The organism is Natranaeroarchaeum aerophilus (genome assembly GCF_023638055.1).
In the GTDB taxonomy this organism is placed as follows: domain Archaea; phylum Halobacteriota; class Halobacteria; order Halobacteriales; family Natronoarchaeaceae; genus Natranaeroarchaeum; species Natranaeroarchaeum aerophilum.
Genome location: NZ_JAKRVY010000002.1, coordinates 304378 through 328719, shown reverse-complemented (window position 1 = coordinate 328719; position 24342 = coordinate 304378). Strand labels below are relative to the sequence as shown.

The 24342-nt window shown below is 62.9% G+C and carries 27 protein-coding genes; 11 read left to right on the top strand and 16 right to left on the bottom strand.

What is annotated here, in order from left to right:
* Positions 1-15: 15 nt before the first annotated feature.
* The 7 genes from AArcSt11_RS06045 to AArcSt11_RS06015 all read right to left on the bottom strand — a co-directional run bounded on the left by AArcSt11_RS06045 (position 16) and on the right by AArcSt11_RS06015 (position 5801).
* Positions 16-594 (bottom strand): magnesium transporter, encoded by a 579-nt coding sequence (locus AArcSt11_RS06045; RefSeq protein WP_250595464.1) that lies wholly within the window; start codon positions 592-594, stop codon positions 16-18.
* Positions 594-1181, bottom strand: a complete 588-nt coding sequence (locus tag AArcSt11_RS06040) for a magnesium transporter (protein WP_250595463.1) — start codon at positions 1179-1181, stop codon at positions 594-596. Before AArcSt11_RS06040 ends, AArcSt11_RS06045 begins: the two co-directional genes overlap by 1 nt.
* Positions 1182-1223: 42 nt before the next feature.
* Positions 1224-1394: a hypothetical protein gene (locus tag AArcSt11_RS06035; RefSeq protein ID WP_250595462.1), complete on the bottom strand. Its 171-nt coding sequence runs from the start codon at positions 1392-1394 to the stop codon at positions 1224-1226.
* Between the two features lie 92 nt (positions 1395-1486).
* Positions 1487-3106 carry a GTPBP1 family GTP-binding protein gene (locus tag AArcSt11_RS06030; protein ID WP_250595460.1) on the bottom strand — a complete coding sequence of 540 codons (1620 nt, stop codon included), beginning with the start codon at positions 3104-3106 and terminating at the stop codon, positions 1487-1489.
* Between the two features lie 85 nt (positions 3107-3191).
* Positions 3192-3899, bottom strand: coding sequence for a sensor histidine kinase (locus AArcSt11_RS06025; protein ID WP_250595459.1), 708 nt, complete (start codon positions 3897-3899; stop codon positions 3192-3194).
* A gap of 75 nt (positions 3900-3974) precedes the next feature.
* Positions 3975-4472, bottom strand: a complete 498-nt coding sequence (locus tag AArcSt11_RS06020; RefSeq protein WP_250595457.1) for a J domain-containing protein — start codon at positions 4470-4472, stop codon at positions 3975-3977.
* Between the two features lie 24 nt (positions 4473-4496).
* Positions 4497-5801, bottom strand: coding sequence for a tRNA (N(6)-L-threonylcarbamoyladenosine(37)-C(2))-methylthiotransferase (locus AArcSt11_RS06015; RefSeq protein WP_250595456.1), 1305 nt, complete (start codon positions 5799-5801; stop codon positions 4497-4499).
* A gap of 147 nt (positions 5802-5948) precedes the next feature.
* Between AArcSt11_RS06015 and AArcSt11_RS06010 the strand changes: the two genes are divergently transcribed.
* On the top strand, positions 5949-7895 hold the full coding sequence (locus AArcSt11_RS06010) for a PGF-CTERM sorting domain-containing protein (RefSeq protein WP_250595455.1): 1947 nt from the start codon (positions 5949-5951) through the stop codon (positions 7893-7895).
* A 1-nt stretch (position 7896) separates the two neighbouring features.
* On the opposite strand, the gene deoC is transcribed toward AArcSt11_RS06010, so the two are convergent.
* Positions 7897-8544 carry a deoxyribose-phosphate aldolase gene (gene deoC, locus AArcSt11_RS06005; protein ID WP_250595454.1) on the bottom strand — a complete coding sequence of 216 codons (648 nt, stop codon included), beginning with the start codon at positions 8542-8544 and terminating at the stop codon, positions 7897-7899.
* 93 nt (positions 8545-8637) lie between these two features.
* Here deoC and AArcSt11_RS06000 point away from each other — a divergent pair, with 93 nt between their 5' ends.
* Both AArcSt11_RS06000 and AArcSt11_RS05995 read left to right on the top strand, forming a co-directional pair.
* Positions 8638-9645 (top strand): ribose 1,5-bisphosphate isomerase, encoded by a 1008-nt coding sequence (locus AArcSt11_RS06000; RefSeq protein WP_250595453.1) that lies wholly within the window; start codon positions 8638-8640, stop codon positions 9643-9645.
* A gap of 39 nt (positions 9646-9684) precedes the next feature.
* Positions 9685-10509 carry a DUF63 family protein gene (locus tag AArcSt11_RS05995; RefSeq protein WP_250595452.1) on the top strand — a complete coding sequence of 275 codons (825 nt, stop codon included), beginning with the start codon at positions 9685-9687 and terminating at the stop codon, positions 10507-10509.
* 247 nt (positions 10510-10756) lie between these two features.
* Here AArcSt11_RS05995 and AArcSt11_RS05990 read toward each other — a convergent pair whose 3' ends face one another.
* The 3 genes from AArcSt11_RS05990 to AArcSt11_RS05980 form a co-directional block, all read right to left on the bottom strand.
* Positions 10757-12565 (bottom strand): cbb3-type cytochrome c oxidase subunit I, encoded by a 1809-nt coding sequence (locus AArcSt11_RS05990; protein ID WP_250595451.1) that lies wholly within the window; start codon positions 12563-12565, stop codon positions 10757-10759.
* 89 nt (positions 12566-12654) lie between these two features.
* Complete coding sequence (locus tag AArcSt11_RS05985; RefSeq protein WP_250595450.1) at positions 12655-12900, bottom strand: DUF6684 family protein; 246 nt, start codon at positions 12898-12900, stop codon at positions 12655-12657.
* A gap of 57 nt (positions 12901-12957) precedes the next feature.
* A complete protein-coding gene (locus AArcSt11_RS05980; RefSeq protein ID WP_250595449.1) occupies positions 12958-13362 on the bottom strand; it encodes a DUF7541 family protein in 405 nt (134 codons plus the stop codon).
* Between the two features lie 107 nt (positions 13363-13469).
* Between AArcSt11_RS05980 and AArcSt11_RS05975 the strand changes: the two genes are divergently transcribed.
* Together AArcSt11_RS05975 and AArcSt11_RS05970 are read left to right on the top strand one after the other, a co-directional pair.
* Complete coding sequence (locus tag AArcSt11_RS05975) at positions 13470-14636, top strand: thiolase domain-containing protein (protein ID WP_250595447.1); 1167 nt, start codon at positions 13470-13472, stop codon at positions 14634-14636.
* Complete coding sequence (locus AArcSt11_RS05970; protein ID WP_250595445.1) at positions 14633-15028, top strand: Zn-ribbon domain-containing OB-fold protein; 396 nt, start codon at positions 14633-14635, stop codon at positions 15026-15028. The genes AArcSt11_RS05975 and AArcSt11_RS05970 overlap by 4 nt, the downstream gene beginning before the upstream one ends.
* Here AArcSt11_RS05970 and AArcSt11_RS05965 read toward each other — a convergent pair.
* The 3 genes from AArcSt11_RS05965 to AArcSt11_RS05955 are packed head-to-tail and all read right to left on the bottom strand — an operon-like array spanning position 15005 to position 17511.
* Entirely contained in the window at positions 15005-15949 is a 945-nt protein-coding gene (locus tag AArcSt11_RS05965) for an alpha/beta fold hydrolase (protein WP_250595443.1), read from the bottom strand. The two genes, AArcSt11_RS05970 and AArcSt11_RS05965, sit on opposite strands and share 24 nt — an antisense overlap.
* Before the next feature lie 51 nt (positions 15950-16000).
* Positions 16001-17101, bottom strand: coding sequence for a methylmalonyl Co-A mutase-associated GTPase MeaB (gene meaB, locus AArcSt11_RS05960; protein ID WP_250595441.1), 1101 nt, complete (start codon positions 17099-17101; stop codon positions 16001-16003).
* Complete coding sequence (locus tag AArcSt11_RS05955; RefSeq protein ID WP_250595438.1) at positions 17098-17511, bottom strand: cobalamin B12-binding domain-containing protein; 414 nt, start codon at positions 17509-17511, stop codon at positions 17098-17100. The genes meaB and AArcSt11_RS05955 overlap by 4 nt, the downstream gene beginning before the upstream one ends.
* A gap of 112 nt (positions 17512-17623) precedes the next feature.
* Here AArcSt11_RS05955 and AArcSt11_RS05950 point away from each other — a divergent pair, with 112 nt between their 5' ends.
* From AArcSt11_RS05950 to AArcSt11_RS05930, 5 genes are all read left to right on the top strand, one after another.
* On the top strand, positions 17624-18229 hold the full coding sequence (locus tag AArcSt11_RS05950) for a DUF420 domain-containing protein (RefSeq protein ID WP_250595436.1): 606 nt from the start codon (positions 17624-17626) through the stop codon (positions 18227-18229).
* 64 nt (positions 18230-18293) lie between these two features.
* Positions 18294-18977 (top strand): PHP domain-containing protein, encoded by a 684-nt coding sequence (locus AArcSt11_RS05945; RefSeq protein WP_250595757.1) that lies wholly within the window; start codon positions 18294-18296, stop codon positions 18975-18977.
* Between the two features lie 2 nt (positions 18978-18979).
* A complete protein-coding gene (locus tag AArcSt11_RS05940) occupies positions 18980-20077 on the top strand; it encodes an asparagine synthase C-terminal domain-containing protein (RefSeq protein ID WP_250595434.1) in 1098 nt (365 codons plus the stop codon).
* A gap of 1 nt (position 20078) precedes the next feature.
* Positions 20079-20576 carry a small multi-drug export protein gene (locus AArcSt11_RS05935; protein ID WP_250595432.1) on the top strand — a complete coding sequence of 166 codons (498 nt, stop codon included), beginning with the start codon at positions 20079-20081 and terminating at the stop codon, positions 20574-20576.
* A gap of 331 nt (positions 20577-20907) precedes the next feature.
* Positions 20908-21351 carry a hypothetical protein gene (locus tag AArcSt11_RS05930; protein ID WP_238479911.1) on the top strand — a complete coding sequence of 148 codons (444 nt, stop codon included), beginning with the start codon at positions 20908-20910 and terminating at the stop codon, positions 21349-21351.
* An 80-nt stretch (positions 21352-21431) separates the two neighbouring features.
* Here the strand turns inward: AArcSt11_RS05930 and AArcSt11_RS05925 are convergent, their stop codons facing one another.
* Positions 21432-22652: an acyl-CoA dehydrogenase family protein gene (locus tag AArcSt11_RS05925; RefSeq protein WP_250595431.1), complete on the bottom strand. Its 1221-nt coding sequence runs from the start codon at positions 22650-22652 to the stop codon at positions 21432-21434.
* Between the two features lie 75 nt (positions 22653-22727).
* Here AArcSt11_RS05925 and AArcSt11_RS05920 point away from each other — a divergent pair, with 75 nt between their 5' ends.
* The gene (locus AArcSt11_RS05920; RefSeq protein ID WP_250595430.1) at positions 22728-23837 is read left to right on the top strand and encodes a phosphotransferase family protein; all 1110 of its coding nucleotides are present in this window, start codon (positions 22728-22730) and stop codon (positions 23835-23837) included.
* A gap of 31 nt (positions 23838-23868) precedes the next feature.
* Here the strand turns inward: AArcSt11_RS05920 and AArcSt11_RS05915 are convergent, their stop codons facing one another.
* A complete protein-coding gene (locus AArcSt11_RS05915) occupies positions 23869-24339 on the bottom strand; it encodes an NUDIX domain-containing protein (RefSeq protein WP_250595429.1) in 471 nt (156 codons plus the stop codon).
* Positions 24340-24342 lie beyond the last annotated feature (3 nt).

The window sequence follows — 24342 nt, the reverse complement described above, 5'->3', positions numbered from 1 at the left end:
CAGGGAGACATTCTTCTAGAACCCCAGTACAGCGCCCGAGACACCGATGAAGATGACCATCCCGAAGACGTCGACGACGTTCGTGACGATCGGGATCGTCGTATCGTCGGGGTCGATCCCCAGTTTATACGAGCCGTATGTCGCCGCGAGACTGAATACAACGGCGATGACGGCGACGCTCATCCCGCTGACCAGCGATATCGTCAGCAGCTCGGTGATTCCCAGGGCCGCGCCGATCACCTGTCCGATCAGCCACACGCCAAGGGCGAGCGCAATGAATATCGTCGCGGCGAGTGCCATCACGGCCAGAATATTCGCCCACAGCACCCGATCGCGTGGGTCTAATTCAGTGGTCCCGAGGTGCAGTCGCGTCGACAGCCGGGAGCTAAGGATTGCACCGAGGTTCCCGCCCATATCGACCATCGTCGGAACCATCACTGCGAGCAGGGCAAACTCCTCCAGGTTCTCCTCTGCCGCTTCTAGCGTGATCCCTGCCCAGAGCACGATTACACAGAGCACCACCAGCAACGGGAACATGTTCGTCACGATACTCCGGGTCTCCCAGGATCCGAGCGAGCCGGTCGGCGTAACCATCAGACGACCACCTCGAACAACCCGTCGATTACGAGGACCGAGATCAGGAGGAACAACATCCCGAAGATGTCACCGAGCGTCGTGACGATCGGCCCGACGAGGTTGTCCGGGTCGTAGCCCATCCGGTAGCCCAGGAAGATCAGCGCGAGCAGTCCGAAGATCATAATCACGGAGGTTACCGTCCCTGCGAGCAGCATAATCCCGACGAGTTCGTACCACGCCGCGGCGGGCATCCCAAGCAGGTTCAGCGCACCCCACGAGATGAAGCCGATTACGATTGAGATACCGATCCCGTTGACGAAGGAGGCGACGACGGCGTTGACCAGCCGCTCGTTCCACTCGAACTGCGGCGGGAGCAGTCCCTGATGGATACCGCTGGCGATCCGTCCACCGAGCGCTCCGTAGACGTTCCCGCGGGTAGCCAGAAAGACGGGCACCATCACGAGCAGTCCGGGAAACCGTTCGACGCTCTCGAGGATCTCTTCGAGTACCAGTCCCGCGAACAGGCCGCCACCGAGGGCGATCAACAGTATCGGCAGGGTTTCTCGATAGATCCCCCAGAACTCCTCACGCGGGGTGGCGCTCACGGTCGAACCACCCTCAGTCGAGGTCTATTCCGGACGACTCGATCAGTACTGGCCGCCATACGCGCACCCCCAGATAGGTGTCAGTGCCCGAAAGACGCCAGCAAATTCGCCTTCCATCCGATCGAGAACGCTGACAGATCGAGGAGAGACCCGTGAAACCGCAGTTTGCGTGTCGACGCCGTCGTGTATCGTGAACTGAACGCTTTCGAGCATACGTGCGGCTATCGCTCCTGAAGCGGGTTATAGATTTACGTTTCAGATATGTGTGATTAATATTCACACACGCGATCGTCGTGCAGGAATGGCTACTTCGCCGGGCCGACTCCCGTCACCGTCCCGACCCCCTTGCTTCGCCCCTCACGGAACACGAACCGCTGGCCCTCCTCGATCAGATACGGCCGGAACTTGAACCGGATACGGGCGTTGCCCGTGTCACCCGGAAGGAGCGTCCCGTCCTCCGGATAGAAAACGGCAGCCTCGCTGATCGTTTCGACGTGGACGACCGGTTCGTACCCCTCATCGATGCTCGTGGGGTGGTTGAGAACCATCACTTCGGCGCTGAACTCATGGACCGGTTCCGGATTGCTATCGCGGGGGAGCAACGCCATCCCGCGTTCGATCTCGCGCTCCTCGACGCCTTTCAGCGCGATGCCGACGATCCGCCCCGCCTTCGCCTCGTCGACCCGGTGGTAATGCATCTCGATCGAGCGAACCTCGACCTCGCGAAAGCTCCCGTCGGGCATCGGACCGAGCAGGAGTTCGTCGCCCGCCTCGACTTCACCCGACATGATCGTCCCGGAGGCGACAGCGCCGACGCCGGTAACGCTGTAGGTTCGGTCGATGTACATCCGGAACTCGCCGTCCTCGCCTGCGGTCTTCGGGAGTCGCTCGAATAGCTGATCGAGCGTGTCGAGGCCACGTTCGGTCACTGCACTCGTCGTGACGACGGGGACGACCGTCTCACCGATCTCGGCGACTGCGGCGTCGATACCGTGGCGCTCGACGCGAAGCGGGGTCCGGTCAACGTCCCGGAGCATCCGTTCGACCTCCCGCTCGACTTCTGCAAGCCGTTCGTCGGTGACGGCGTCCGCTTTGGTGATTGCAACGAGCGTCGGGAGCTCCGTTGCGAGCAGGACGCCGAGATGTTCGCGGGTCGTCTTGGTCGGCCCGTCGTCGGCGGCGACCGTGAGCAGGCCGTAATCGAGTTTCTGACCGACCAGTCCGCGGATCGTGGTGCGGAGCCACGGCTCGTGGCCGACGGTGTCGACAAAGGAGACGAGCCGGTCGGCTTCCTCGACGATCCGCGCCCGGTCGGTTTTCCGGTTGGGGTTGTCCATCCGCACCGGCCCCTCCTCGTCGAAGCCGTAGACGCCGTAGGAGAGATCGGCCGACAGGCCTCGCTCTACCTCGTGGGGCTGCACGTCGAGGTAGCTCCGGGTCCCACCCTGCCCGTCGTCGGCCTGGCCCGTGACGAGCGTGCCGATGAGCGTACTCTTGCCGTGATCGACGTGTCCTGCCGTCCCAACCACGATGTGGCTGTCGTCGGTATCGAGAATCGCTCCCTCGTTAATCGTCGCCACACCGACGAGACCCGTGTCAGCGTCGCCGCTGGGCTCGACGCCCCAGGTCTGGACTTCGTCGATGTGCGCGCTGGCTTCCTCGGCCAGCAGGGAGAGGACATCCATCGTCTCGGAGAACTCGTCGGGCGAGATCCCGGCCAGTCCGCCGTCGTCGGTGACGCCGACAACGTAGGTCGCCTCGCCGTCGCCGGACAGCACCCGGTGTCTGAGCTGGGCGGCAAGGCTCTCCCGCCGTCCGTCGACCAGATGCAGGTCCCGCTGTAGTCGCTCCTTGAATTCGACGCTGCCGCCTTCCCGCTCGCCGCGCTCTATTGCCCGTTCGAGCACGACACGATCCGGGCTCATGTGGCTCCGTTAGACGACAGCAGATAAAAGGCTTCGGCGTGAGATACCATAGCACGGTCGTTCAGGGTCCGGACGGGTCGGCGGCCTACGCCCGGACGTCCTCGCGGAGCGCCTCTCTCGTGATCAGGTCGGCCCCGGAGATGTCGACCCGCAGGCCGCCCTCCTCGCTCTCGGACAGCGAGAGGGACCAGCCGTGTGCCTGCGCGATCGCACGAACGATGGTCAGCCCCAGCCCCGGTCGTTGTTGAACGGTCGAGTACCCTGCTTCGAGGACTGCTTCGTGTTCACCCTCGGTGACGCCGGGTCCAGTGTCGGCGAGGAAAAAGCCATTCTCGGTCGTCCCGACGGTGACAGTGACGTCCTCGCCGCCGTGCCTGATCGCGTTATCGAACAGTCGATCTAGCAACGAGCGTAGCCGATTCCCGTCACACTGGATCGGATCTGCTGATTCGAGCACCAGCTCGCCGTGTTCAGGAGAGCGCTCGCTCCAGCACGCCTCGACGACAGTCCCGAAGTCGACCGACTCGGTTCGCTCAACTGGCTGTCCGAGCCGTGCTAGCCCGACGACTTCCTCGCTGATCGCTCGGATCTCGTCGAGTGCATCTTCGACATGGTCGAAGTACTCCTCGTCGCCGTGGCTGCGCGCCCGGGAGAGGTAGCCGTTCGCGATCGTAAGCGGGTTCTGCAGATCGTGGCTGACGACGCTGGCAACCTCTTCGATCCGTTCCTGGGGGGATAGCGGATCCGCCGGCTGCTCGGTGTCGTCTTCGGTCGTCGAGACGTCCTTCCCCATCGATCTGAGCGTATCACTCCGTGCACATATGACTTGCTCTCGCGAGGCAGCTACAACCACGGAGGCACTCGTTCGTTACTCGGTCAGGCGCTCGTACGCGCGCGTGACGCGTTTGAACTCCTCCTCATCGCCGTCGGCCGTATCGGGATGCACGGATTGTACTTTCTCACGGTAGGCGTCCCGAACCGCCGATCTGTCCGCATCCCGTCCGAGGTCGAGGATCCGGTAGGCTTCCCGGCGTGTCGGTTCGTCGGTACTGGTCGGCGCTCGACGGCTCCAGTCCCCGCTGCGCTGGTTGCGAGTCGAATCGCGGCGAGCGTCGCGAAACCGTCGTTCCCGTGGACCTGCTCCGAAGCCACCTCGGCGATCAGTCCGGCGATTTCGCGTGGCCTCCTGTCGGACCTGTTGCTCCATCCGTCCGGAGACGTGATACCAGATAAGATACGCCGATGCGCCGAACAGGCCTGCAACGAGCAGGAAGAAGAGGTTAAAACGGATGGCGAGGACGGTCTGTAGGACCGCCATCAGCCCGAATACGAAGACGAGCGCGTAGCCGATCGTCTGCCGGTTCACGGGCGCGCTAGGTGCTGGACCTTCCTAAGCCCCTCGGCTGTGACGGTCCTCCGGCTTTCCTCCTGCCGGAACCGGCTGTACGGGATCGGCAAGGGCGTAGACCGTATTGTGTCCAGTCACCTCGACCGTCGTGAACTCGCCGATTTCGAGCCCGTGTTCGCTTGCGTTCTGGACGATGATCTGTCGGTAGGCGTCGTCCCGACACTTCACGGAGTCACCAGTCCCCTCCTCGACGACGAGCACCTCCCGACGGGTGCCGACCATCGACTCGTAGGCCTCGCCGACGATCTCGTGTTTCAGTTCGGACATCACCTTCGAGCGTTCCTTTTTCAACGTCCCACCCAGCCCGTCCATCTCGGCGGCGTCAGTATTGGGTCGCTTCGAAAAGCGGGTGACGTTTACCTTCTCGGGTCGGATTTCACGAAACAGCTCCATCGACTGCTCGTGATCCTCGTCGGTTTCGGTGGGGAAGCCGACGATGAAATCGGTCGAAAGCGTCCACTCTGGCAGGTACTCGTCGAACGTCTCGACAGTCTCGACGAACTCGCTCACCTGATGCTGGCGGCGCATGTCGCCGAGCACGTCGTTCGAGCCGCTCTGGACTGGTGCGTGGATGAAGTTGTACAGTTCATCGTGTTCGGCAAAGACCTCGGCCAGCTCCTCACGGATGCCATGGAGCCCCTTCGGATTCGCCATCCCGACCCGGACCCGGAACTCGCCGTCGATCTCCGTGCAGATCCGATCGAGTAGCGTGTGAAGTTTCCGTTCACCCTCGTCCCACCCGTAGACACCAGTATCCTGACCGGTGATGCGAATCTCCTTCGCGCCCGCGTGGACGAGTGCCCGTGCTTTTTCGAGGTTCTCCTCGATCGGCGGCGAGTCGATTTTCCCGGTCGCGTGTTTCGTGATGCAGTACGAGCAATCGCTCATACAGCCGCGAGCGATCGGCAGGATGCCGATCACGCCGTCGAGGATCGGTTCCGTCCCCACAGTTGTCGTCGGACACTCGCCGTTGCCGACCGCTGTCGGAACGTCGTCCCAGTGCAGGATTCGAGCGTCGATACCCTCGCTCTCGAACTCCTCGCCCTGTGCGAGCGCCATACAGCCGGTGATGATCAGATCGGCGGTCTCGGCCTGTAGCTCCTCGGCGCGCCGGATCATGTTGCGCTCGGTTTTCTCGACGACAGTACAGCTGTTCATGATCGCCACGTCGGCCGCTTCGGGACCGTCGACCGGACGGTGGCCCGCGTCCCGTAGCTTCTGCTCGATCGCTCGGCTCTCACCCCTGTTCGACGTACAGCCGTACGTCTCGATGTGGTAGCGGGCCATCTCAGTACCACCAGTAACGGCTCCGGCGGCAAAAGCACGACGAAACAGAGCGTCCCCGAGTTGCTCCACAGTATCGTGACTGCCACGAATTTATAATACAAAACCGAGGCGAAAATATAAATGCCGGCAAACAAGATACGTGAACGCATGAGCGAAACGACAATATCCCTCCAGGGTAACGCGGTGACCGCCGTGTTACTCGTTGCAGTGATGCTCCTCGGGACGGTGGCCGCCGCCGCCCCCGCAGTAGCATCCGATAGTAGTATCGATGCCCAGCAGATCGACGACAACGCAGAACCCGCAGACGAAATCTACGTCGACGGCGATGGTGATGCCGTACTCGTCTACGAGGACGATGACGGTGACGACGAGTTGACGACGTTCGACCTCGGGATGCACGTCAGTGAGGGGCTGGCCCACACGCTGATTGAAGGTGACATCGAGGAGGACGAACTCGACGAGAGTGCCGCCGGTGGCATGTCGCTGGTGCTCGAAGAGGACCGATTCTTCGGTGAGGGCGATCTCCAGATGGAGAGCCCCGACGAGCTCGAAGACATGACCCTCGACGTCTACGGCGAGCAGTCCTCGGAGACCAGCGAGTTCGACGCTGATCTCGAGATGATCTTCGAGGGCGACGATGCCGCTGACGACTTCGAGAGTTTCGAAACGACCGGTGACGCGGACGTGACGCCGGATACGTTCGCTACGTCCGGTGACGTCAACGCCGAACTCGGAACCGTTCAGGGCGGCGAGTTCTACTACGACGTGAGCGTCACCGACACCGGTGACGGGTACACGCTGGACGTGACCCAGGACGAGATCGTCAGCCAGTTCCAGACCGGTATGTGGGAGACCGAAGAAGCAGCCGAACAGACCCTCGATGCCCAGTACGGTATGATCGCCGAGGAGTTCGATGGCACCACCGAAATCACGATCGAGAGCTACACCTACACCGAAACCGCAGACGGTGAGGGTGACCTCGACATCAGCTACTCGGTCGAACTCCAGAACGTGCAGGACGGCTTCGCCGACGTCTTCGCACAGGTCCTCGCCGAAGACCAGGAGCTTGATCTCAGCCAGTCCGAGGCCGACGCGCTCGCACAGAGCCTCGTCGATGTCGAGATCGACACGATGGAGTTCACCGCCGATCAGTCCGGATCGACTCTCAACGCCGACTGGACGATCGAACTGAGCAACCTCGAAGGCGCGGTCGACGAGATGGTCACGCTGGTCGACTCGATCGACGCACCCGAACTCGAGGATGAACTCGACGAGTTCCAGGATACCGTCGAGGCTCAGCAGGCTGCCGATCTCGAACAGTACTACGAGTGGTCCGCGACGGTCGAGCAGTACGATGCAGAGCACGACCGGGTCGACCTCTCACTGAGCACTGACACCGAGAACTGGAGCGAGTACATCGACGAACTCGAGGAGCGTGATATCGACGGCACCATGGGCGACATGACCATCGATCTCAACGCCGAGATCGACGATAACGACGTCCTCGTCGCCGACATGGCGCTGGAGGTCGAACAGGAAGAGCTCGTCGAGCAGGCCCTTGACTCGATGATCGAAGCGGCCGCGGAGGATCCGATGGCCGGACCTGAAGTCGACGAGTTCCTGACCGATCTCGAAGACTCCGAGTTCGAGATCGCCGCCATGGACGTCAACGTCGACGGCGAAACCGTCGAGATCGAGGCTGGCGCGCAGTTCGGTAACATGGAAGCCCTCTCCGACGAGATCAACGACGCGTTTGGCGGTCACGAGGTAACCGAGATCGCTGGCGCGCTCGACGACGACACGATGGGCGTTCACGTCCATGTCGACGCGCTTGTTGACGCCGACGCCGATGAGGGCGACGTGAGTGCCCTCGCCGTGGCCGACGACGACACCGAGATCTACATGGACGGCGACTGGGACCGTGACTTCAACGAGATGGACACCGCAGCTGCTCAGGAGTTCCTTACCACCCAGTCCGAAGAGGGAATGGACGACGAGGGAGCCGATGACGACGACTCGCTGCCCGGCTTTGGCCCGCTCGTTGCCCTCTTCTCGCTGATCGCAGTCGCACTGTTCGCGCGGAACCGAAACTGAGCTACTGACCCGCCGACTCGCGGAACTCGGCGGCGATTTTCTCCCCACTACTCGCGCCGATCCGTTCAGCACCCGCCTCGACGAATTCACGGGCGTTCTCGTAACTCCCGATACCGCCACTCGCTTTGACCGGCAGGTACTCGCTCATCGCTTCAACGTCGGGAATCGTCGCGCCATCTGACGCGAATCCGGTCGATGTTTTCAGGTAGTCGACATCAGCCTCGACGGCCAGTTCCGATAGCCGGTCGCGTTCCTCGCCAGTGAGCAGGGCCGTCTCGACAATGACTTTTATACGCTCGCTGACAGCGGCGACGACCTCGTTCAGCTCGTCGCGGACCGCCTCATCCTCGCCATGTTTGAGTCGGCCGATGTTCGCGACGACATCTATCTCGTCGGCTCCACTCGCAACCGCACTCGTCGCTGCCTGAACCTTGGTTTCGGTCGCAGTCTGCCCGTGCGGGAAGCCAACCACTGTAACCAGCCGAACCGAGGGAGCGTACTCGGCCGCCTCGGCAACGTAACAGTGTGGGATACACGCGTTCATCCCGTACTCTTCGGCCTCGTCGAGAACGCGGTAGACGTCCGACCGCGTTGTGTCCGGACCGAGTACTGTATGATCGATGCGTGCGGGAAACTCGGAGTACTCCATACGTCGAATCTGGGGCGAGGGAGCAAAAAACGGACTGTCGACCGGATCGGAGGGTCGGATCGCTTTTGTCCCGTGGGGGCGTATCACGTGGGTATGGCTGACGAGCGACTCGTCGAGGCGGTCGGGGAGACGGCAAACGACATCGCACGGATGGAGACGAGGGGGGCCGTCGCGATTGCGACCGCCGCGGCCGACGCGCTGGCGACCCAGGCTATCGAAAGCGAGGCCGACAGTCCCGCAGGGCTACGTGACGAACTCGCCGCCGCGGCCCGGAGGCTCCATGACACCCGACCGACTGCGGTGAGTCTGGCGAACGCGCTCCGATACGTGCTGCGGGATCTCGATGCCGACTCGGTAGCGGAACTCGAAGCAACTGTCGTCGATCGAGCCACGACCTTTCATACGGACGTCGAGGCGGCACAGTCACAGCTCGGCGAGATCGGAGCGAACCGGCTGCAAGACGGCGATACGGTGATGACGCACTGTCACTCGACCGACGCCCTCGCCTGTGTCGAAGCAGCCGTCGCAGACGGAAAGGAGATCAGTGCAATCGTCAAGGAGACGCGCCCGCGCAATCAGGGACATATCGCCGCGCGAGAGCTCCGGGCGATGAGCGTACCGGTGACGCTGATCGTCGACAGCGCGGCCCGGCGACACCTCCCGGACGTCGATCACGTCGTCGTCGGGGCTGACAGCATCGCTGCGGACGGATCGGTGATCAACAAGGTCGGAACGAGCGGGCTGGCAGTACTCGCCCGCGAGCAGGGCTCCCAGATCATGGTTGCCGCGGCGACGATCAAACTCCATCCGGACACGCTCACGGGATCGACAGTCGAGATCGAACAGCGAGCGGAGACAGAAGTACTCGGACCCGATGAACGTGCCGCGATAGAGGACGTTCAGACACCAGGTGATATGCCTCCGCTCGCCGTCGATAACCCGGCCTTTGACGTGACGCCGCCGCGGTACGTCGACGCGATTGTGACCGAACGGGGCCAGTTCCCGCCCGAGAGCATCGTCACGCTGATGCGGGAGCTGTTCGGCGAGAGCGTCGAGCGACCGTGGGAATCACCGACAGAGATTGTTTCGGCGGATAAGTAATCGTAAGCTTTTCACCAGTTCCGCTCCGGTGTTGGGACTATGGTACTCCCCGAGGGCCTCGCTATCCCGCCGCTACCGTATCTGATCGGGTTGCTCGTCGGATCGGTCGGCGTCGCCGGGCTACTCTATTTGCTCCGGCCCCCGGTGACGAACTGGACCGTGGCGGCGTTCGCGCCGTGGATGGCGACCGGCGGGATCCTTCACGGACTCGAACAGCTAGGGACGTATCCCCCGGCGATCGCGCCCCTGTTCGAGGCACCCGGCGTCTATCTGACCCTGGCGATCGTTACGGGGCTGGCGTGGGCGTTTGCGGAACTCGTTGCCGAAATTCGACCACACGGCTCCGCCGACCGCCGACTGGGCGTGATCGGCACGGCAGTTGCGATCACGTTCGGCATGCTCTCGATCTACCAGGGCATCGGAGCGGGGACGTTCTCCCCGTTCTGGCCAGTGATCGCTGTCGTCGTGTCGGTGGTCGTTACTGGTGTCGTCTGGATCACGCTCAGCGTGGTCTTCACTGAATCAGCCGCAGTCACCGGGCCAGCGGGGGCCCTCGTGGTCGCCGGGCACGCGTTTGACGGCGTCACGACGGCAGTCGGGTACGATGTTCTCGGAGCCCACGAACGGACGCCGCTGTCGCGATACATTCTGGAGGCAGGTGAACTACTCCCGACCGCCGAGCTACTCGGCGCTGGCTGGCTGTTCGTCCTCGTCAAGGTCGGACTGGCCGCGGCCATCGTCGTCCTGTTTCGCGAGTTCGTCAAGGACGACCCCGTGTTCGCTCGCCTTATGCTGGTAGTCGTCGCTGCGGTCGGACTCGGCCCGGCGTTCAATAACCTGTTGCTGTTCACGATCGGCGGATAAGCAGTCGTTATTGCGTCTCGCCCCATCGAGACGTACCGTCTCCTGCTCACCGTGGCCATCAATGACCGTGAACTCTACGGCCTCGGGCCAGTTCCCCTCGACAGACGCCCGCATCAACCCTGCGGGCGACTTCGGAGTTGCATCGCCTTCCTCGGCGTCGTCACCGATCGCCCGTACGGTTTCCGTCACGGTTGCCCCTGTTACACGAAATCAAGGAGAAAGCCCACGACTTCAGTCGTGGGAGTAGTCACTCCTCTTTGACGTCGGCGCTCCCGCCAGCACCGTCGTCGACGGGCTCACCACCATCAGTCATGGGGAGGATCTTGTTCTGCTCGAACCACTCCCACTCTCTGGTCTTCATGCCGTGTTCGTCGAGGTTCCACGGATCGCCGTCGCGGACCTTCGGGCCTTCGAGCCACGAGATGATGAAGTTGTAGACGAAGATGATCTGGCCGATCATGAGGATGATCGCCCCGATCGTGGTGAACTGGTGAAGGTCGGTAAACAGCGCCTCGGGACCGATCGTCAGCTGGTAGTTGGCGTACCGGCGCGGCATCCCGCCGTAGCCGAGGAAGATCATCGCAAAGAACGTGAGGTTCGTCCCGATCATCGAGAGCCAGAAGTGCCACTTGGCCAGCCGTTGCTGGTACATGCGCCCGGTGTAGAGCGGGAACCAGTAGTACAGCCCCGCGAAGACGGCGAAACCGATCGCGCCCATCACGATGTAGTGGAAGTGCCCGATGACGTAGTAGGTCTCGTGGAGTACCTGATTGACCGGCACAGCACCGAGGAAGACGCCGGTGACGCCGCCGATGATGAAGTTCGAGACGAAGCCGAGACAGAACAGCATCGGGGCGTTCAGCCGGATCGAGCCGTTCCACAGCGTCGTAATCCAGTTGAACACCTTCACTGCGCTCGGTATCGCAATCGATAACGTCACCGCCATGAACGCCGATTCGAGTCGGGGGTCCATCCCGGACGCGAACATGTGGTGGGCCCACACCCCGAACGAGAGGACGCCGATCGCCAGCGTCGAGTAGACGACGAATTTGAAGCCGAACAGCTTCCGGCCCGCAAAGCGTGGGAGCACGTAACTAATGATCCCCATCGGCGGAAGCACCAGTATGTACACTTCCGGATGGCCGAAGAACCAGAACAGATGTTGCCAGAGGATCGGCCCACCACCTGCTGGATCGAAAAACAGCGTATCGAGGTTCCGGTCGGCCAGCAACATCAGCAGTGCGCTACCGAGCAGCGGGAACGCAAACAGGATCAGTCCGGACTGGGTGAGCATCGTCCACGAAAAGATATCGAGGTTGTGCCAGCCGACATCCTCGCCGCGCTCGGTGAAGATCGTCGCGATGAAGTTGATCGCGCCCATCGTTGCGGAGATCCCCGAGAGATGTAACCCGAGCATCATCAGGTCGGCACCGGGGTTGAGCGCGCCCGCGTCACCGGCCGGCGTTCCGGCGACGGTCGAGTCGGCGGAAAGCGGTGGATACATCGTCCACGATGTCTGCGCGCCTGCAATCCCGTCGACGAACGGGCCGAATATCAGCCCAGCCCAGACGAGAAGCGCTGCCGGCGGGAGCAACCAGAACGCGATCGCGTTGATCCGCGGAAACGCCATGTCATCTGCTCCGATCATCAACGGCAGGAGATAGTTCGCGAACGCCGCGATGATCGGCGTCCCGAAGAGGAACAGCATCGTAATCCCGTGGGAGGTCAACAGGGCGTTGTACGTGTCCGCGCTGATGATCGTCGTGCCTGGGTAAGAGAGTTCCAGTCGCATCACCATCACGGAAAGCCCGCCCCAGGCGAACGCGACGACCGCATAGGCACCGTAGAGAATGCCGATATCCTTGTGATCGACAGTCGTCAGCCACCTGATCACGCCGCTTGGCTTTTCTGAATGGACCGTCGCGGAGTCGTCACCGTAGCCGCCGCCTCCGGCTGGCGAGTACGTACGCCAGCTATCCAGGCGGGTCAGCCAGGCGACGACGGCGACGAGGAAAAGCCCCATGAACGCCGTCAGCACCACTTGTCCGTTTACCATATGAATACCCTCTGTATTGCGGGGTAAAGAAAGGTTCGTTATTTCAGCTCTGTTTCGGGGACGGAAGGTGAAAGATTGCAGAGAGAAAATCAGTGTTCGCCGCCGCCGAAGCGCCGTTCGTCTCCCTCGATCGCCTTCCCGGAAAGGTAGGTGAGGACGGCGAGTAACACGAACGTAATCGTGATGAGGCCGAACTGGAGCGTACTGAAGAGGGGATCCCAGCCCCACGGGTTAAGCGCGACGTACAGTGCGATAAACACAGCCAGAATACCGAGCGGGATGAAGTTGACCGTCAGGTCGAGCAGTGTATCCCGATCGAAAATCTCTCGTGACATTGGCCCTCGGTAGTATTCGCTCTTTGAAATAGATTCTGCTTCGATGTGATCTCTCTGTTAGATCGTCGGCTGCTCGGGCAATCGGGCGCGCAAGATCGGCGTGAGTACGATACCGATCAGTCCCGCCGTCGCGATCGATAGCCCGCGAACTGCGATTCCGCTGTTGCCTGCCGAGATCGTCAGGCTCTGGGTGATCGTCCCGCCCGCGAACGTAAACAGCCCGACTCCGATTGCCACCAGCAGCGCCGAGAGACCGACAAACACCGTCCATGGGCTAGCAACGTACTCCGTCTCCCGAAGGATGCCACCGACGCTCCCAAGCAACAGCAGAAGGCCGCCGATAGCAACCGGAACCAGACCGAGGACGATCCCCACTTCGGAGAATACGACGCCGAGCGCGATCAACATGGGCCACGGGCTCGACTTCCGGTGTTGATCGGGTAGTATGGTCTCCTCACTCATAGTAGTTAGTTGGGCCGGAGAGTATAGAAACCACCGAAATATCACGGGTGCCAAAGAATATGAGGGCCACCCAAGGGAATAAATGCGGCTCGTGATCTAGGTAGCGTATGACAGGTCCACGAGTGGCGGGAGTGGGTGTCACTGCATTCGGTCGGGCACCCGAACGGACGGGGCGAGACCTCTTCGGAGATGCCGCACAGGAGGCGATCCGCGACGCGGGGGTCGAGCACGACGACGTCGAGGGGGTCTACTACGGAAACTTCATGGGCGAACTCGCCGAGCAGCAGGGTCATCAGGGGCCGATGATGGCGGAGGCCGCTGGCGTGCAGGCACCGGCAACGCGGTACGAAACTGCCTGTGCGTCAAGCGGGGCCGCGGTTCGGCAAGCCGTCCGGGACGTTCGGAACGGCGAAGCGGACGTGCTGCTGGTCGGCGGGGCGGAACGGATGACGAACCTCGGAACTGCAGGAGCGACCGAAGCGCTGGCCATCGCGGCCGACGATCTCTGGGAGGTTCGACACGGGATGACCTTCCCCGGCGCGTACGCGCTGATGGCGCAGGCCTACTTCGAGACGTTCGGCGGTTCGCGCGAAGATCTGGCCCACATTGCGGTCAAGAACCACGCCAATGCGATCGAAAACGAGCACGCACAGTACCAGCGTGAGATCACAATCGACGACGTGCTGGACGCGCCGATGGTATCCTCACCGCTCGGTCTCTACGATTCCTGTCCGATCAGCGACGGCGCGAGTGCGGCAGTACTCGTCAGCGAGGCGTACGCCCGGGAACACGATCTCGACGCCCCAGTCGCGATCACCGGCACCGGACAGGGTGGCGATCGGATCGCATTACACGATCGCGAGCATCTTGCAACGTCGCCTGCTGCGGACGCTGCCGCCGCCGAGGCCTACGAGGACGCCGGGATCGACGGGGATCGGATCGACCTCGCCGAGGTGCACGACTGCTTTACGATCGCGGAGGTGCTCGCCATCGAGTCGCTCGGCCTCTACGAACCGGGCGAGGGGATTGGTGCGGCACGGCGGGGTGAGACCACTGCCGAAGGCGCAGTCCCGGTGAACCTCTCGGGCGGCCTCAAGGCGAAGGGCCATCCAGTCGGCGCGACCGGCGTCGGTCAGATCGCCGACGTGGTCAAACTCCTGCGCGGTGATCACGTCAACAGCGACGCAGTCCCCGATGCGACTGTTGGCGTCACGCACAACGCGGGTGGTACCGTCGCCAGCGCGATCGTTCACGTCCTGGAGGTGGCCCGATGAGCGACGGAACCGAGAGCGTGCGCGATCGGGGGTACGATGACGTCATCGATGCGATTGCGGAGGGTGAGGGCTACTACCTCGAATGCCCCGAGGGGCACGGCTCGCTCCCGCCGCGTCGGCTCTGTCCGGAGTGTGGCGACGACACCCTTCGGAAGACGCCACTGCCTGACGTCGGATCGATCGACACGTATACGCGTACTGAAGTACCAGCCCCGGCCTTCGCGGACGATGCACCGTACGTCCTCGCGATTGCCGATTTTGGGTCGGTCAGACTGACTGGGCAGGTACAGGGCGTCGATCCCGAGTCGATTTCCGTCGGCTACCGCGTTACCGTCGAGGTCGCAGAAAGCAAGACGACCGGCGAGCGCCTACTCGCCTTCAGGAAGCGATAGCTCCTCGCGGAGCAGTTGAGCGAACGTTTCGGGGTGTTCGGCGTGCGGGAGCAATCGGGCGTAATCGACGACAACCAGCCGTGCGTCCGACTGTTCTGCGAGTGCCCGTCCCTCCGAGAGCGGCGTCGTCTCGGTTTCGCGCCCCCAGACAAGCGTCGTCGGGACGTCAAGCTCGTCGAGTTGCTCGGTGAGATCGATGTCGGGATCGAGATACCCGCTGATGAAAGAGGCCGGGGCATACCGTGCGCCGGGCTGGTGGGCGCTTTGCCACTGGTACTCGACCTGCTCCTCGGTGACCTCGTTCGGATCGTAGTAGCCGTGATCGGCGCTGAAATACCGGATCGCCGGTTTGCTCGTTACGAGGTTGTTGATCGCCGTGCCAACGAGTGGTGCACGCAACAGCGACCGAAGCCAGGTGCGCTGGCCCGGCATCGTCTCGGTCGTCGGCGAGATAAGGATCAGCCGTGCGACCTCAACGTCCGGCTTGCCTGCTGCTGCTGCGAGATATGCCCCCGTTAGCGACGACCCGACTACCGTGGGGTTCTCGGTGTTGTCCCTGACAAAGTCGGCAACAAAGCCCTCGTACAACGTCGGCGAGTAGATCAGCGGCGGCCGGTCCGACCGGCCAAATCCGGGCAGATCGGGCACGAGTACGTGGTGGTCCTCGGCGAACTCGTCGACCACCTCGGCGAACTCGTGGCTCGATCCCGCCGCACTGACGCCGTGGAGCAAGAGGAGGTCGGGGTCGTCCGGATCGCCTCGTTCCGTATAGGCGACATCCATCCCCCGCCAGCGGTACGTCTGCTGCTCGCCCTCGATCGCTGGCGGTAGCTCGTCGGCTCGTCGAGTGAGTGCGGCGTTTACCACTGCCGCGGTTCCGAGCGCGCCGACCGCTCCAGCGAGTACTGTTCGGAGCTTCATAGGCTCCTGTTCGACCGCTGGGAACTTATAAAAATCGCTCAGGAAACCCGTTCACTCGTCGGTCCGCTCCGTAAGACAGTCTTCGACCGGAGCGAGTAGGCTGTCCGCCAGCGAGTAGGGGTCCTGTCGCCCATCGACGATTTCGTCGACCAGCGCGTCGATGCCCCCACGGCGTTCGATCTCCGCTTCGACCAGCCCGTTGAGATCGCTTCGCAGGAGCCGCCGGAGCTCCTCGGCCGAGCGCGTCCGTTCGCGCTCCGCCCGGCGGCCGGTTCCGTCGAGATAGCTCGCGTGGGCCTCGAACTCCGCGATCAGCTCGTCGACGCCGTCGCCCCGCGTCGCCACCGTCTCGACGATCGGCGGCGTCCACCCCGCCTCGTCGTTCGGCGTCGCGTCGGCGGTCGTGGTGTCTGCCGCCCCGTTGTCCGGCGTCGTGTCACCGGCCGCCACGTCTCCCGCTCCGCGTCCCTGCTTTCCGCTGTGATCGAGGATCGGGGTCACGTCATTGCCCAGCCCGACCATCTCCCGTAGCTCCGTGACGGTGCGATCCGCGCCGTCCAGATCGGCCTTGTTGACCACGAAGACATCCGCGATTTCGAGAATCCCGGCCTTGAGCGTCTGGACGGTGTCACCGCTTCCCGGCGGGACGAGCACGGCGACGGTGTCGGCCGCGCGGACGACATCGATCTCGTTCTGTCCCGCGCCGACCGTCTCGATGATCACCCGATCCATCCCGAAGGCGTCGAACGCCGTGACGGCGTCCGCGGTCGCCATTGAGAGCCCGCCAAGGCTCCCACGGGCACTCATCGAGCGGACGAAGACATCCATGTCGCCGACCGAGGAGGCCATCCGGATCCGGTCCCCGAGGACGGCACCGCCGGTGTACGGCGATGAGGGGTCGACGGCGACGATACCAACCCGTTCGCCGCGTTCGCGGTAGGCGAGCGCGAGTTTGTCCACGAGCGTCGACTTGCCCGAGCCCGGACTGCCCGTGATCCCGATCACTTCGGCGTTCCCGGTGTGTTCGTGCAGTGTGGCAACGAGGTCCCGATACCCATCCTGACGGTTCTCGATCGTGGTAATTGCCCTTGCGAGGGCGCGATAGTCGCCCGCAAGCAGGTCATCGACCAGTTCCATCCTCGTGTCGCTCATCGCTCGGGCACGTTCTCTCGCACGAACTCTATCGTCTCTTCGAGCTCCGTTCCCGGGCCGAACACCTCGGCAACGCCCTCAGCTTTGAGAGCCGCCTTGTCGTCGTCCGGGATCACGCCGCCGACGAGTAATAGGGTGTCCTCGAAGGCCCCGTACTCCTTGAGTCCCTCGACGACTTTCGGGACGAGCGTGTTGTGTGCTCCCGAGAGGATCGAGATCCCGAGTACGTCGACGTCCTCCTGAACCGCGGCCCGGACGATCTCGTCGGGTGCTTTGTGCAGTCCGGAGTAGATCACCTCGAACCCGGCATCGCGGAACGCACGGGCGATCACGTGTGCCCCCCGGTCGTGGCCGTCGAGGCCGACCTTGGCCACGAGACACCGGATGGTCCGCTGTTGTTCGGCACTCATACACGATAGTTTGCTAGCGATTCGTTTATACTTTGATCACGATCCGGCTCTACCTGTCGGACCCTCTCCGGAAACGACAGGAAAATACCGGGGGGCTCCCAAGCCCCCCAGTATGGCGACAGCGACACCCGCCCGACCGATCAAGGGTCGAGTGAACGAACTGACGGTCCTCCTGACGGTCGTCGGCTACCTGCTGGTGGCCGGAACCTTTGGCGGCTGGTTCCCGTATCCGAACATCACCGAGTCCGGCGTTGACCTGCTGGGCCACGCTATCGCGGCGGTAAACACGCTGGCGACGATCTGTCTGGTCGCTGGGTGGTACTGGATCCGCAACGGTGAGGTTGACAAACACCGGAAAGCGATGGGGTCTGCCTTTGCCCTGATCCTCGTCTTCCTCGTACTGTATCTCCCGAAGGTCGGCGGCGGGGGACAGAAAGCCATCGCCGACGCTGCCCCTGACCTCGTTGCCCTTGCCTACTTCATCATGCTTGCGATCCACATCCTGCTGTCGGGACTGGCGATGCCCGTCGTGGTCTACGCACTCCTGCTCGGACTCTCGCACACGCCGAGCGAACTGCGGGACACGCGCCACGCACAGGTCGGCCGGATCGCCGCCGCTTCGTGGATCCTGAGTCTCGTCCTCGGTGTCGTCACCTACGTCATCCTCAATCATACCTACGGCAACACGTTCGAGCCGGCGTTCGTGACAGTTCTGTAGCACCAGCGCGTCGGTCTCTGCCCGTACCGAGGTGTTTTTGTCGGTACACCCGGAACGACAGGGTGTGCTATCGGTCGAGCTACACACTCACTCGGAGCTCTCCCACGACGGTCGCGACCCGGTCGACCTGCTGCTCGAACAGGCAGCGGCCGTCGGACTGGACGCCATCGCCGTCACCGATCACGACGAGATCGACGCCAGTCTGGAGGCCGTCCGTAAGGCCCCCGAGTACGGACTGGTGGGCATTCCGGGGATCGAGATCACCAGCCGCGCGGGCCACGTCCTTGGACTCGGCATCGAGGAGGCCATCCCGCCCGGCCTGTCCTTTGGCGAGACGCTCGACCGGATTCACGAACAGGGCGGGATCGCGATCGTACCACATCCCTACCAGGAGTCACGCAGCGGCGTGATGGCCAACATCACGCCCGAGGCGCTCGCGACGGCCGACGCGATCGAGGTGTACAACTCCCGCTTGCTCACCGGTCGGGGCAACCGACAGGCCCGCACCTTCGCCACGGAGTACGATCTCCCGATGACGGCAGGTAGCGACGCCCATATCAGCGAGATGGTCGGACAGGCGGTCACGCTGATCGACACCGACGAACGTGATGTCGACGCGATCCTCGATGCCGTCGCTGCGGGCCGAACAGAGGTCGCCGGAAAACGAACCCCCTGGCGGATCAGCTTCCGACAGGCCGCAGGCGGAGCGAAACGACGTGTCAAGAGCCGACTCCGGGAGCTGTTCTGATAGTGCAGGGGGCCGATCCCGATCTCGTTCGGCGTGCGATCGATACCGGCAATCCGTTGCCCGGAACGGCGGGTTTTGCCGGTCGCGTCGACGGCGCGCTCGTGCGTGACATTCTCGGCCGATATCCGCTCTTTGTCGAGGACCGAGTGCCGACTGCGCCCCCCAACTGGTCACCGGACAGAACTGATCTCGAAGAGCCGAATTCCTTTCCCGCCGGTCACCGTAGGCGGGACGGCGAGGAGCCACAGCAGCTCTGGTCGCTTCCCGATCCCGAACCGTACGAGCACGAACGCGAGGCAGTCAGCGACCTCGTCGACGCTATCGGCGAGGGCATCGCGGCAGCCCGTCCCGACGATCCCAAATCAGTTGCCATCGCTTTTTCGGGCGGCGTCGATTCGTCGGTCGTCGCCGCAAACTTCGACGCCCCGCTGTACGTCGGCGGCTTCGACGGGAGCCACGACCGCGAGGCGGCCAGGACGGCAGCCGCGGCGATGGACAGGGAGCTCCGGAGCGTCGAGTTCACTCAGGAGGTCCTCAAGCGTGCCGTCCCCGAAGTCGCCCGGGCGATCGGCCGCCCGGATGCGATGGCGGTCCAGATCGCGCTCCCGCTGTACCTCGTCGCCGAGCAGGCCCGTGCGGACGGCTACGAGTACCTCGCGGTCGGCCAGGGTGCCGACGAGCTATTCGGCGGCTACGCGAAAGTCGCCCGGGCACCCGACGATCCGCGGGTCGACGCTGACACCGTCCGCGGCGCGCAGCGCGAGCTGATCGCCACGCTGCCCAACCAGCTCGAACGGGACGTCCTCGCGCTCCGCGCGGCGGGGCTCGAGCCCGTCGCGCCCCTGCTCCACGACAACGTCGTCGAGACGGCGCTCAAACTACCCGCCGACTCGCTCGTCGACGACCGGGGCGAACGAAAGCGAGCCTTCCGTCTTGCTGCCCGCGAGTTCGTCCCCGACAGTATCGCATTCCGCGAGAAGAAGGCCGTCCAGTACGGCAGTCTGGTGGGTCGCGAACTCGATCGACTCGCTCGACAGGCCGGGTTCAAACGCCGAATGGACAACCACGTGACCCAGTACATCCGCTCGCGGGTGGTGTAGTATGGACCTCCTCGCCGGGCTCGAAACGATCGACCGCGCGGACGGCTTCCTCGCGTACCTGCTGGTGTTCGTCTTCGCGGCGATCCCCGTTGTCGAGGTGCTCGTGGTCATCCCCTTCGGCGTCGCCGTCGGGCTCGACCCCATCCTCGTCGGACTCGCCGCGGCGACCGGCAACCTTTCTACTGTGTATCTCGTGGTCGTGGCCTCCGACTGGAGTCTCGATTTCGTTCGACGCCGGTATGGCGACCCAACTGACGATAGCGATTCGAAGACGATTCGGCGTGCCCGCCGGATCTGGAACAAATACGGCCTGCCCGGCGTCGCACTGGCCGCGCCGGTGACGACTGGCGCGCATCTCGCAGCCGTGTTGGGACTGGCCTTCGGCTCCTCGCGTCGTCGAGTGCTCGGCTGGATGACCGGGAGTCTCGTGCTCTGGTCAAGCGTGCTCGCCGCCGCGTCGTGGTACGGGATGGAGCGCCTGTTACGGATCCTCGGGTGAGTTGCTGTTGGCTATTCGGTCACCGTAGCACTAAACTTCGAAAACTATAGTAACACACTTCAACAATTATAGTATCGGGAGATGACGTCGTTGAGCCCGTTATGGAACCTTCTGTCAGGAACAGCGTGCAAAATATAGGGCGCGAGTCTTGCATTGAGTTATTTTCGGATTCGATCAGACCGGATCGGTCAGTACAGAGGATGAAGTCAGCAGTCGGTCGGTGTTGATTTCGCATAGATCCAGATGAACCAACCGATCAGTAGCTGTGCGAACTGTTCACTCCAGTCGGGTCAGTAGAAGACATTTATGCAACGACGGTTCTAGTTTTATTATGAACAGAAGGCAGTTGCTTGCTGGCGTTGGACTCTCCATCTCTATTGGCGCGTCTGGGTGTATTGGGAACCTCAACCGGGCTGCAGAAATTACTAATGTCGAATTTGAAACCGGCGTTGGCGTTGATAAGAGACCCGATGACGATCCAAGAGTACGTTTCAGTGATAATGCAGTATATGCGAGTGGTGTGTATTCAACTGGAGACATGTGCTATGATGCACATCTTGAAGAACCAGTCTATGATGTAGAGGATGATAAGCTACATATCGAACTTACTAGACAGCATGATGGAAGAGACGAATGTGAAGAAGTTGATGAAGCGGTATCGTATCGTGTGATAGTCCATTTCGAGGAGGAACTTCCAGCTATCGTCAGAGTAGCCGAAGAACCACCCGTTGGGAGTGAAATCGTGAAAGAACGAGATACTGGTCTGTTACCGTAGTAGACATTCATGAGTGATATGTACACACCCTGTATCTTGCACTGCATTCTGTAATCGTAAGCAACCCAACACGTCTCCGACTACTCTCCAAACCGCGTAATCGTCTCCAACTCCTCCATCGGTGGGTCCGCGAACACCTCGCGAGCGATGGAGCGTTTGTGGACCTCGTCCGCGCCGTCGATGATGCGGAACTGGCGGACGCTCTCGTAGAAGTCCGCGAGCGGCAGATCACGACTGATCCCCGTCCCGCCGCAGTACTGGAGCGCCGAATCGACCGCTTGCTGGGTGGCGTTCGCGGCGAACGTCTTGCACATCGCCACCTCGATCCGGGCGTCCTCACCCTGTCGGATCCGCTCGGCGGCGTGGCGGACCATCGTCCGGGCGGCGTGGAGCTGGATCCGATGCTCTGCGACGTCGAAGCGGATCGCCTGTTTCTCGGCGAGCGGTTCGCCAAATGCCTCGCGCTCGCTGGCGTAGGCCGTCGCGATGTCCAGCGCGCGATCGGCCATCCCGAGGAATCGCATGCAGTGGGTCAGCCGTGCGGGGCCGAGGCGTTGCTGGGCGATTGCGAACCCGGCATTTTCTGCGCCCAGCAGGTTCTCTTCGGGGACGCGGACGCCGTGGTACTTGACCTCGGCGTGGCCGATCTCCACGAGGTCGGGGCCGAGATGCGGGATATCGCGGACGATCTCGACCCCCTCGGCGTCGGTGGGGACGAGAAACATCGAGGTGCCCGAGTACGGGTGGGCGTCCTGATCGGTTCGCGCCATCACGATCAGCACGTCGGCCTCGCTCCCGCCGGTGGTCCACCACTTGTGGCCGTCGATCACCCACTCGTCGCCGTCTTTTTCGGCGGTCGTGGCAATCATCTTCGGGTCCGAGCCACCGCCCTGTGGCGGCTCGGTCATCGAGAACGCCGAGTGGGCGTCAGCGGCGACGAGGGGGTCGAGCCAGCGCTCTTTCTGGTCGTCGGTCCCCACCAGTTCGATGGTGTGGATGTTCCCCTCGTCGGGCGCGGAACAGCGCAGTGCGGCCGGGCCGAGCAAACTGCGCCCCGCCGCCTCGAATACGGGAAGCATCTCTCGGAAGTCCAGTCCGAGCCCGCCGTGTTCCTCGGGGACCTGCGGCGCGTAGAGGTCGCGCTCGCGCGCCGCATCGCGGAGGCGTTCGATCTCCTCGCTGGGGACTGGCCCACGACCGAGATACTCGCGTTCGACCGGCAGGACGACCTCGTCGACGAACTTGCGGGTCCGTTCGGCGACCGCTCGCCCTCGCTTTGGGTCATCGTACGTGAACTTCATATTCGTTCATTATTGTAAGCCGTGAAAAGCGTGTTCCCGGGGTCTCTCACCCAAGCTATTTGATAACGGTCGACAATGCAGAACTATGAACGACAAACTCGTGGATGGTGGATCAACGTGAGCGAGGAGTATCTGGACCGGATCGTCGACGAGGACGCGCTCTCGGCCTATCTCACGGACGAGCTCGATTCCGCTGAGCGATTCGACGTGATGCGTCACGAGCAGGGTCACTCGAACGAGACGCTGTTCGTGGAGTGGGGCGACCGCGAGCTGGTGCTCCGCCGCCCGCCTGCCGGTGAGACGGCCGAGACGGCCCACGAGGTGACCCGCGAGTATCGGGTCATGGACGCGTTACAGGAGACGCCGGTGCCGGTTCCGACGACCGTACGTGCCTGTGAGGACGAGGACGTTCTCGGCGCGGCCTTTTACCTGATGGAGCGCCAGCACGGCGACGTGCTCCGGACGGAAGAGCCCGAGCGGTTCCAGACCCCGGCGGCCAGAAACGAACTGAGCACGGAGGTGATCGACACGCTCGCGGCGATTCATTCGGTCGATCCTGCGGCGGTCGGTCTCGACGACTTCGGTTATCCTGCAGGCTTTACCGAGCGCCAGGTCCGGCGCTGGTCTGAGCAGTTCACCTGGGCCTTCGACGTCACCGGCGAGGAGCGAGAAGTACCGGAAGTGTACGAGCTCATGTCGTGGCTCACCGAGCACGCCCCCGAGGAGCACCCGCACACGCTGGTCCACGGCGATTTTAAACTCGACAATCTCATGTTCGCGGAGGGGACACCACCCGAACTGACCGCCGTCTTCGACTGGGAACTTTCGACACTCGGTGACCCACTGACCGATCTCGGCCTCCTGCTTCTGTTCTGGCAGGATCCCGCCGATCCCGACCCGCCGATCCCCGAGTTGATGCCGACCTTTACCGCAAAGGAGGGGTATCTGTCCCGGGGAGAGCTGATCGACCGATACGAGAAGCAAAGTGGCATCGAGGCTGGGGATCTTCGATTCTACCGGGTACTGGCCGCCTACAAGATGGCCGCGCTCGGCGAGATGTTCTTCCGCCGCCATCTGGAGGGCAACGCCGCCGACCCGCTCTATCCGAAGATGCGCGAGGGCGTTCCACGGCTCGCGAAACGAACCCTGGAGATGGCGGAGGGGTCGGGCGACGTATCGCTGTAGCGGAAATCCCCCTCCGTGCTCGCGTTGTGGACTACTCTTCGACAGTCTCGATGGCGTCGATCCCAGCCGCCACGACATCCGCTTCGAGTTCCTCGCGACGGTCGCGGAGGTCGGATTCGGTGAACCACTCCCATGCCTGTGAACCGGCCTCCCCCTCAGCCGGACTCATCACCCGGTCAGCCGCTCTGGCGTAGTAGACGAAGTCGATGTGCTGGTGGGCGACCGCACCGTCGAGCCGGTCGATGTCTTCGAGCTTGAACTGCTCGGGTTGTGGAAGGGGGCGAGCAGTATCGGATTCCACACCCTCGGCCTCGCTGATCAGCTCGACATCCAGCCCCGTCTCCTCCTCGAGCTCTCTGAGTGCCGCTTCATGTGGTAGTTCGTCGCGATCGATGTGCCCGCCCGGCGGGAGCCACATGTCCAGCTTTTCGTGCTCGTGTAACGCCGTTGCGCCGTCGTGGACCACGAAGACGGTCGCAACGAAGTGTCGAGTGGTCTCCATACC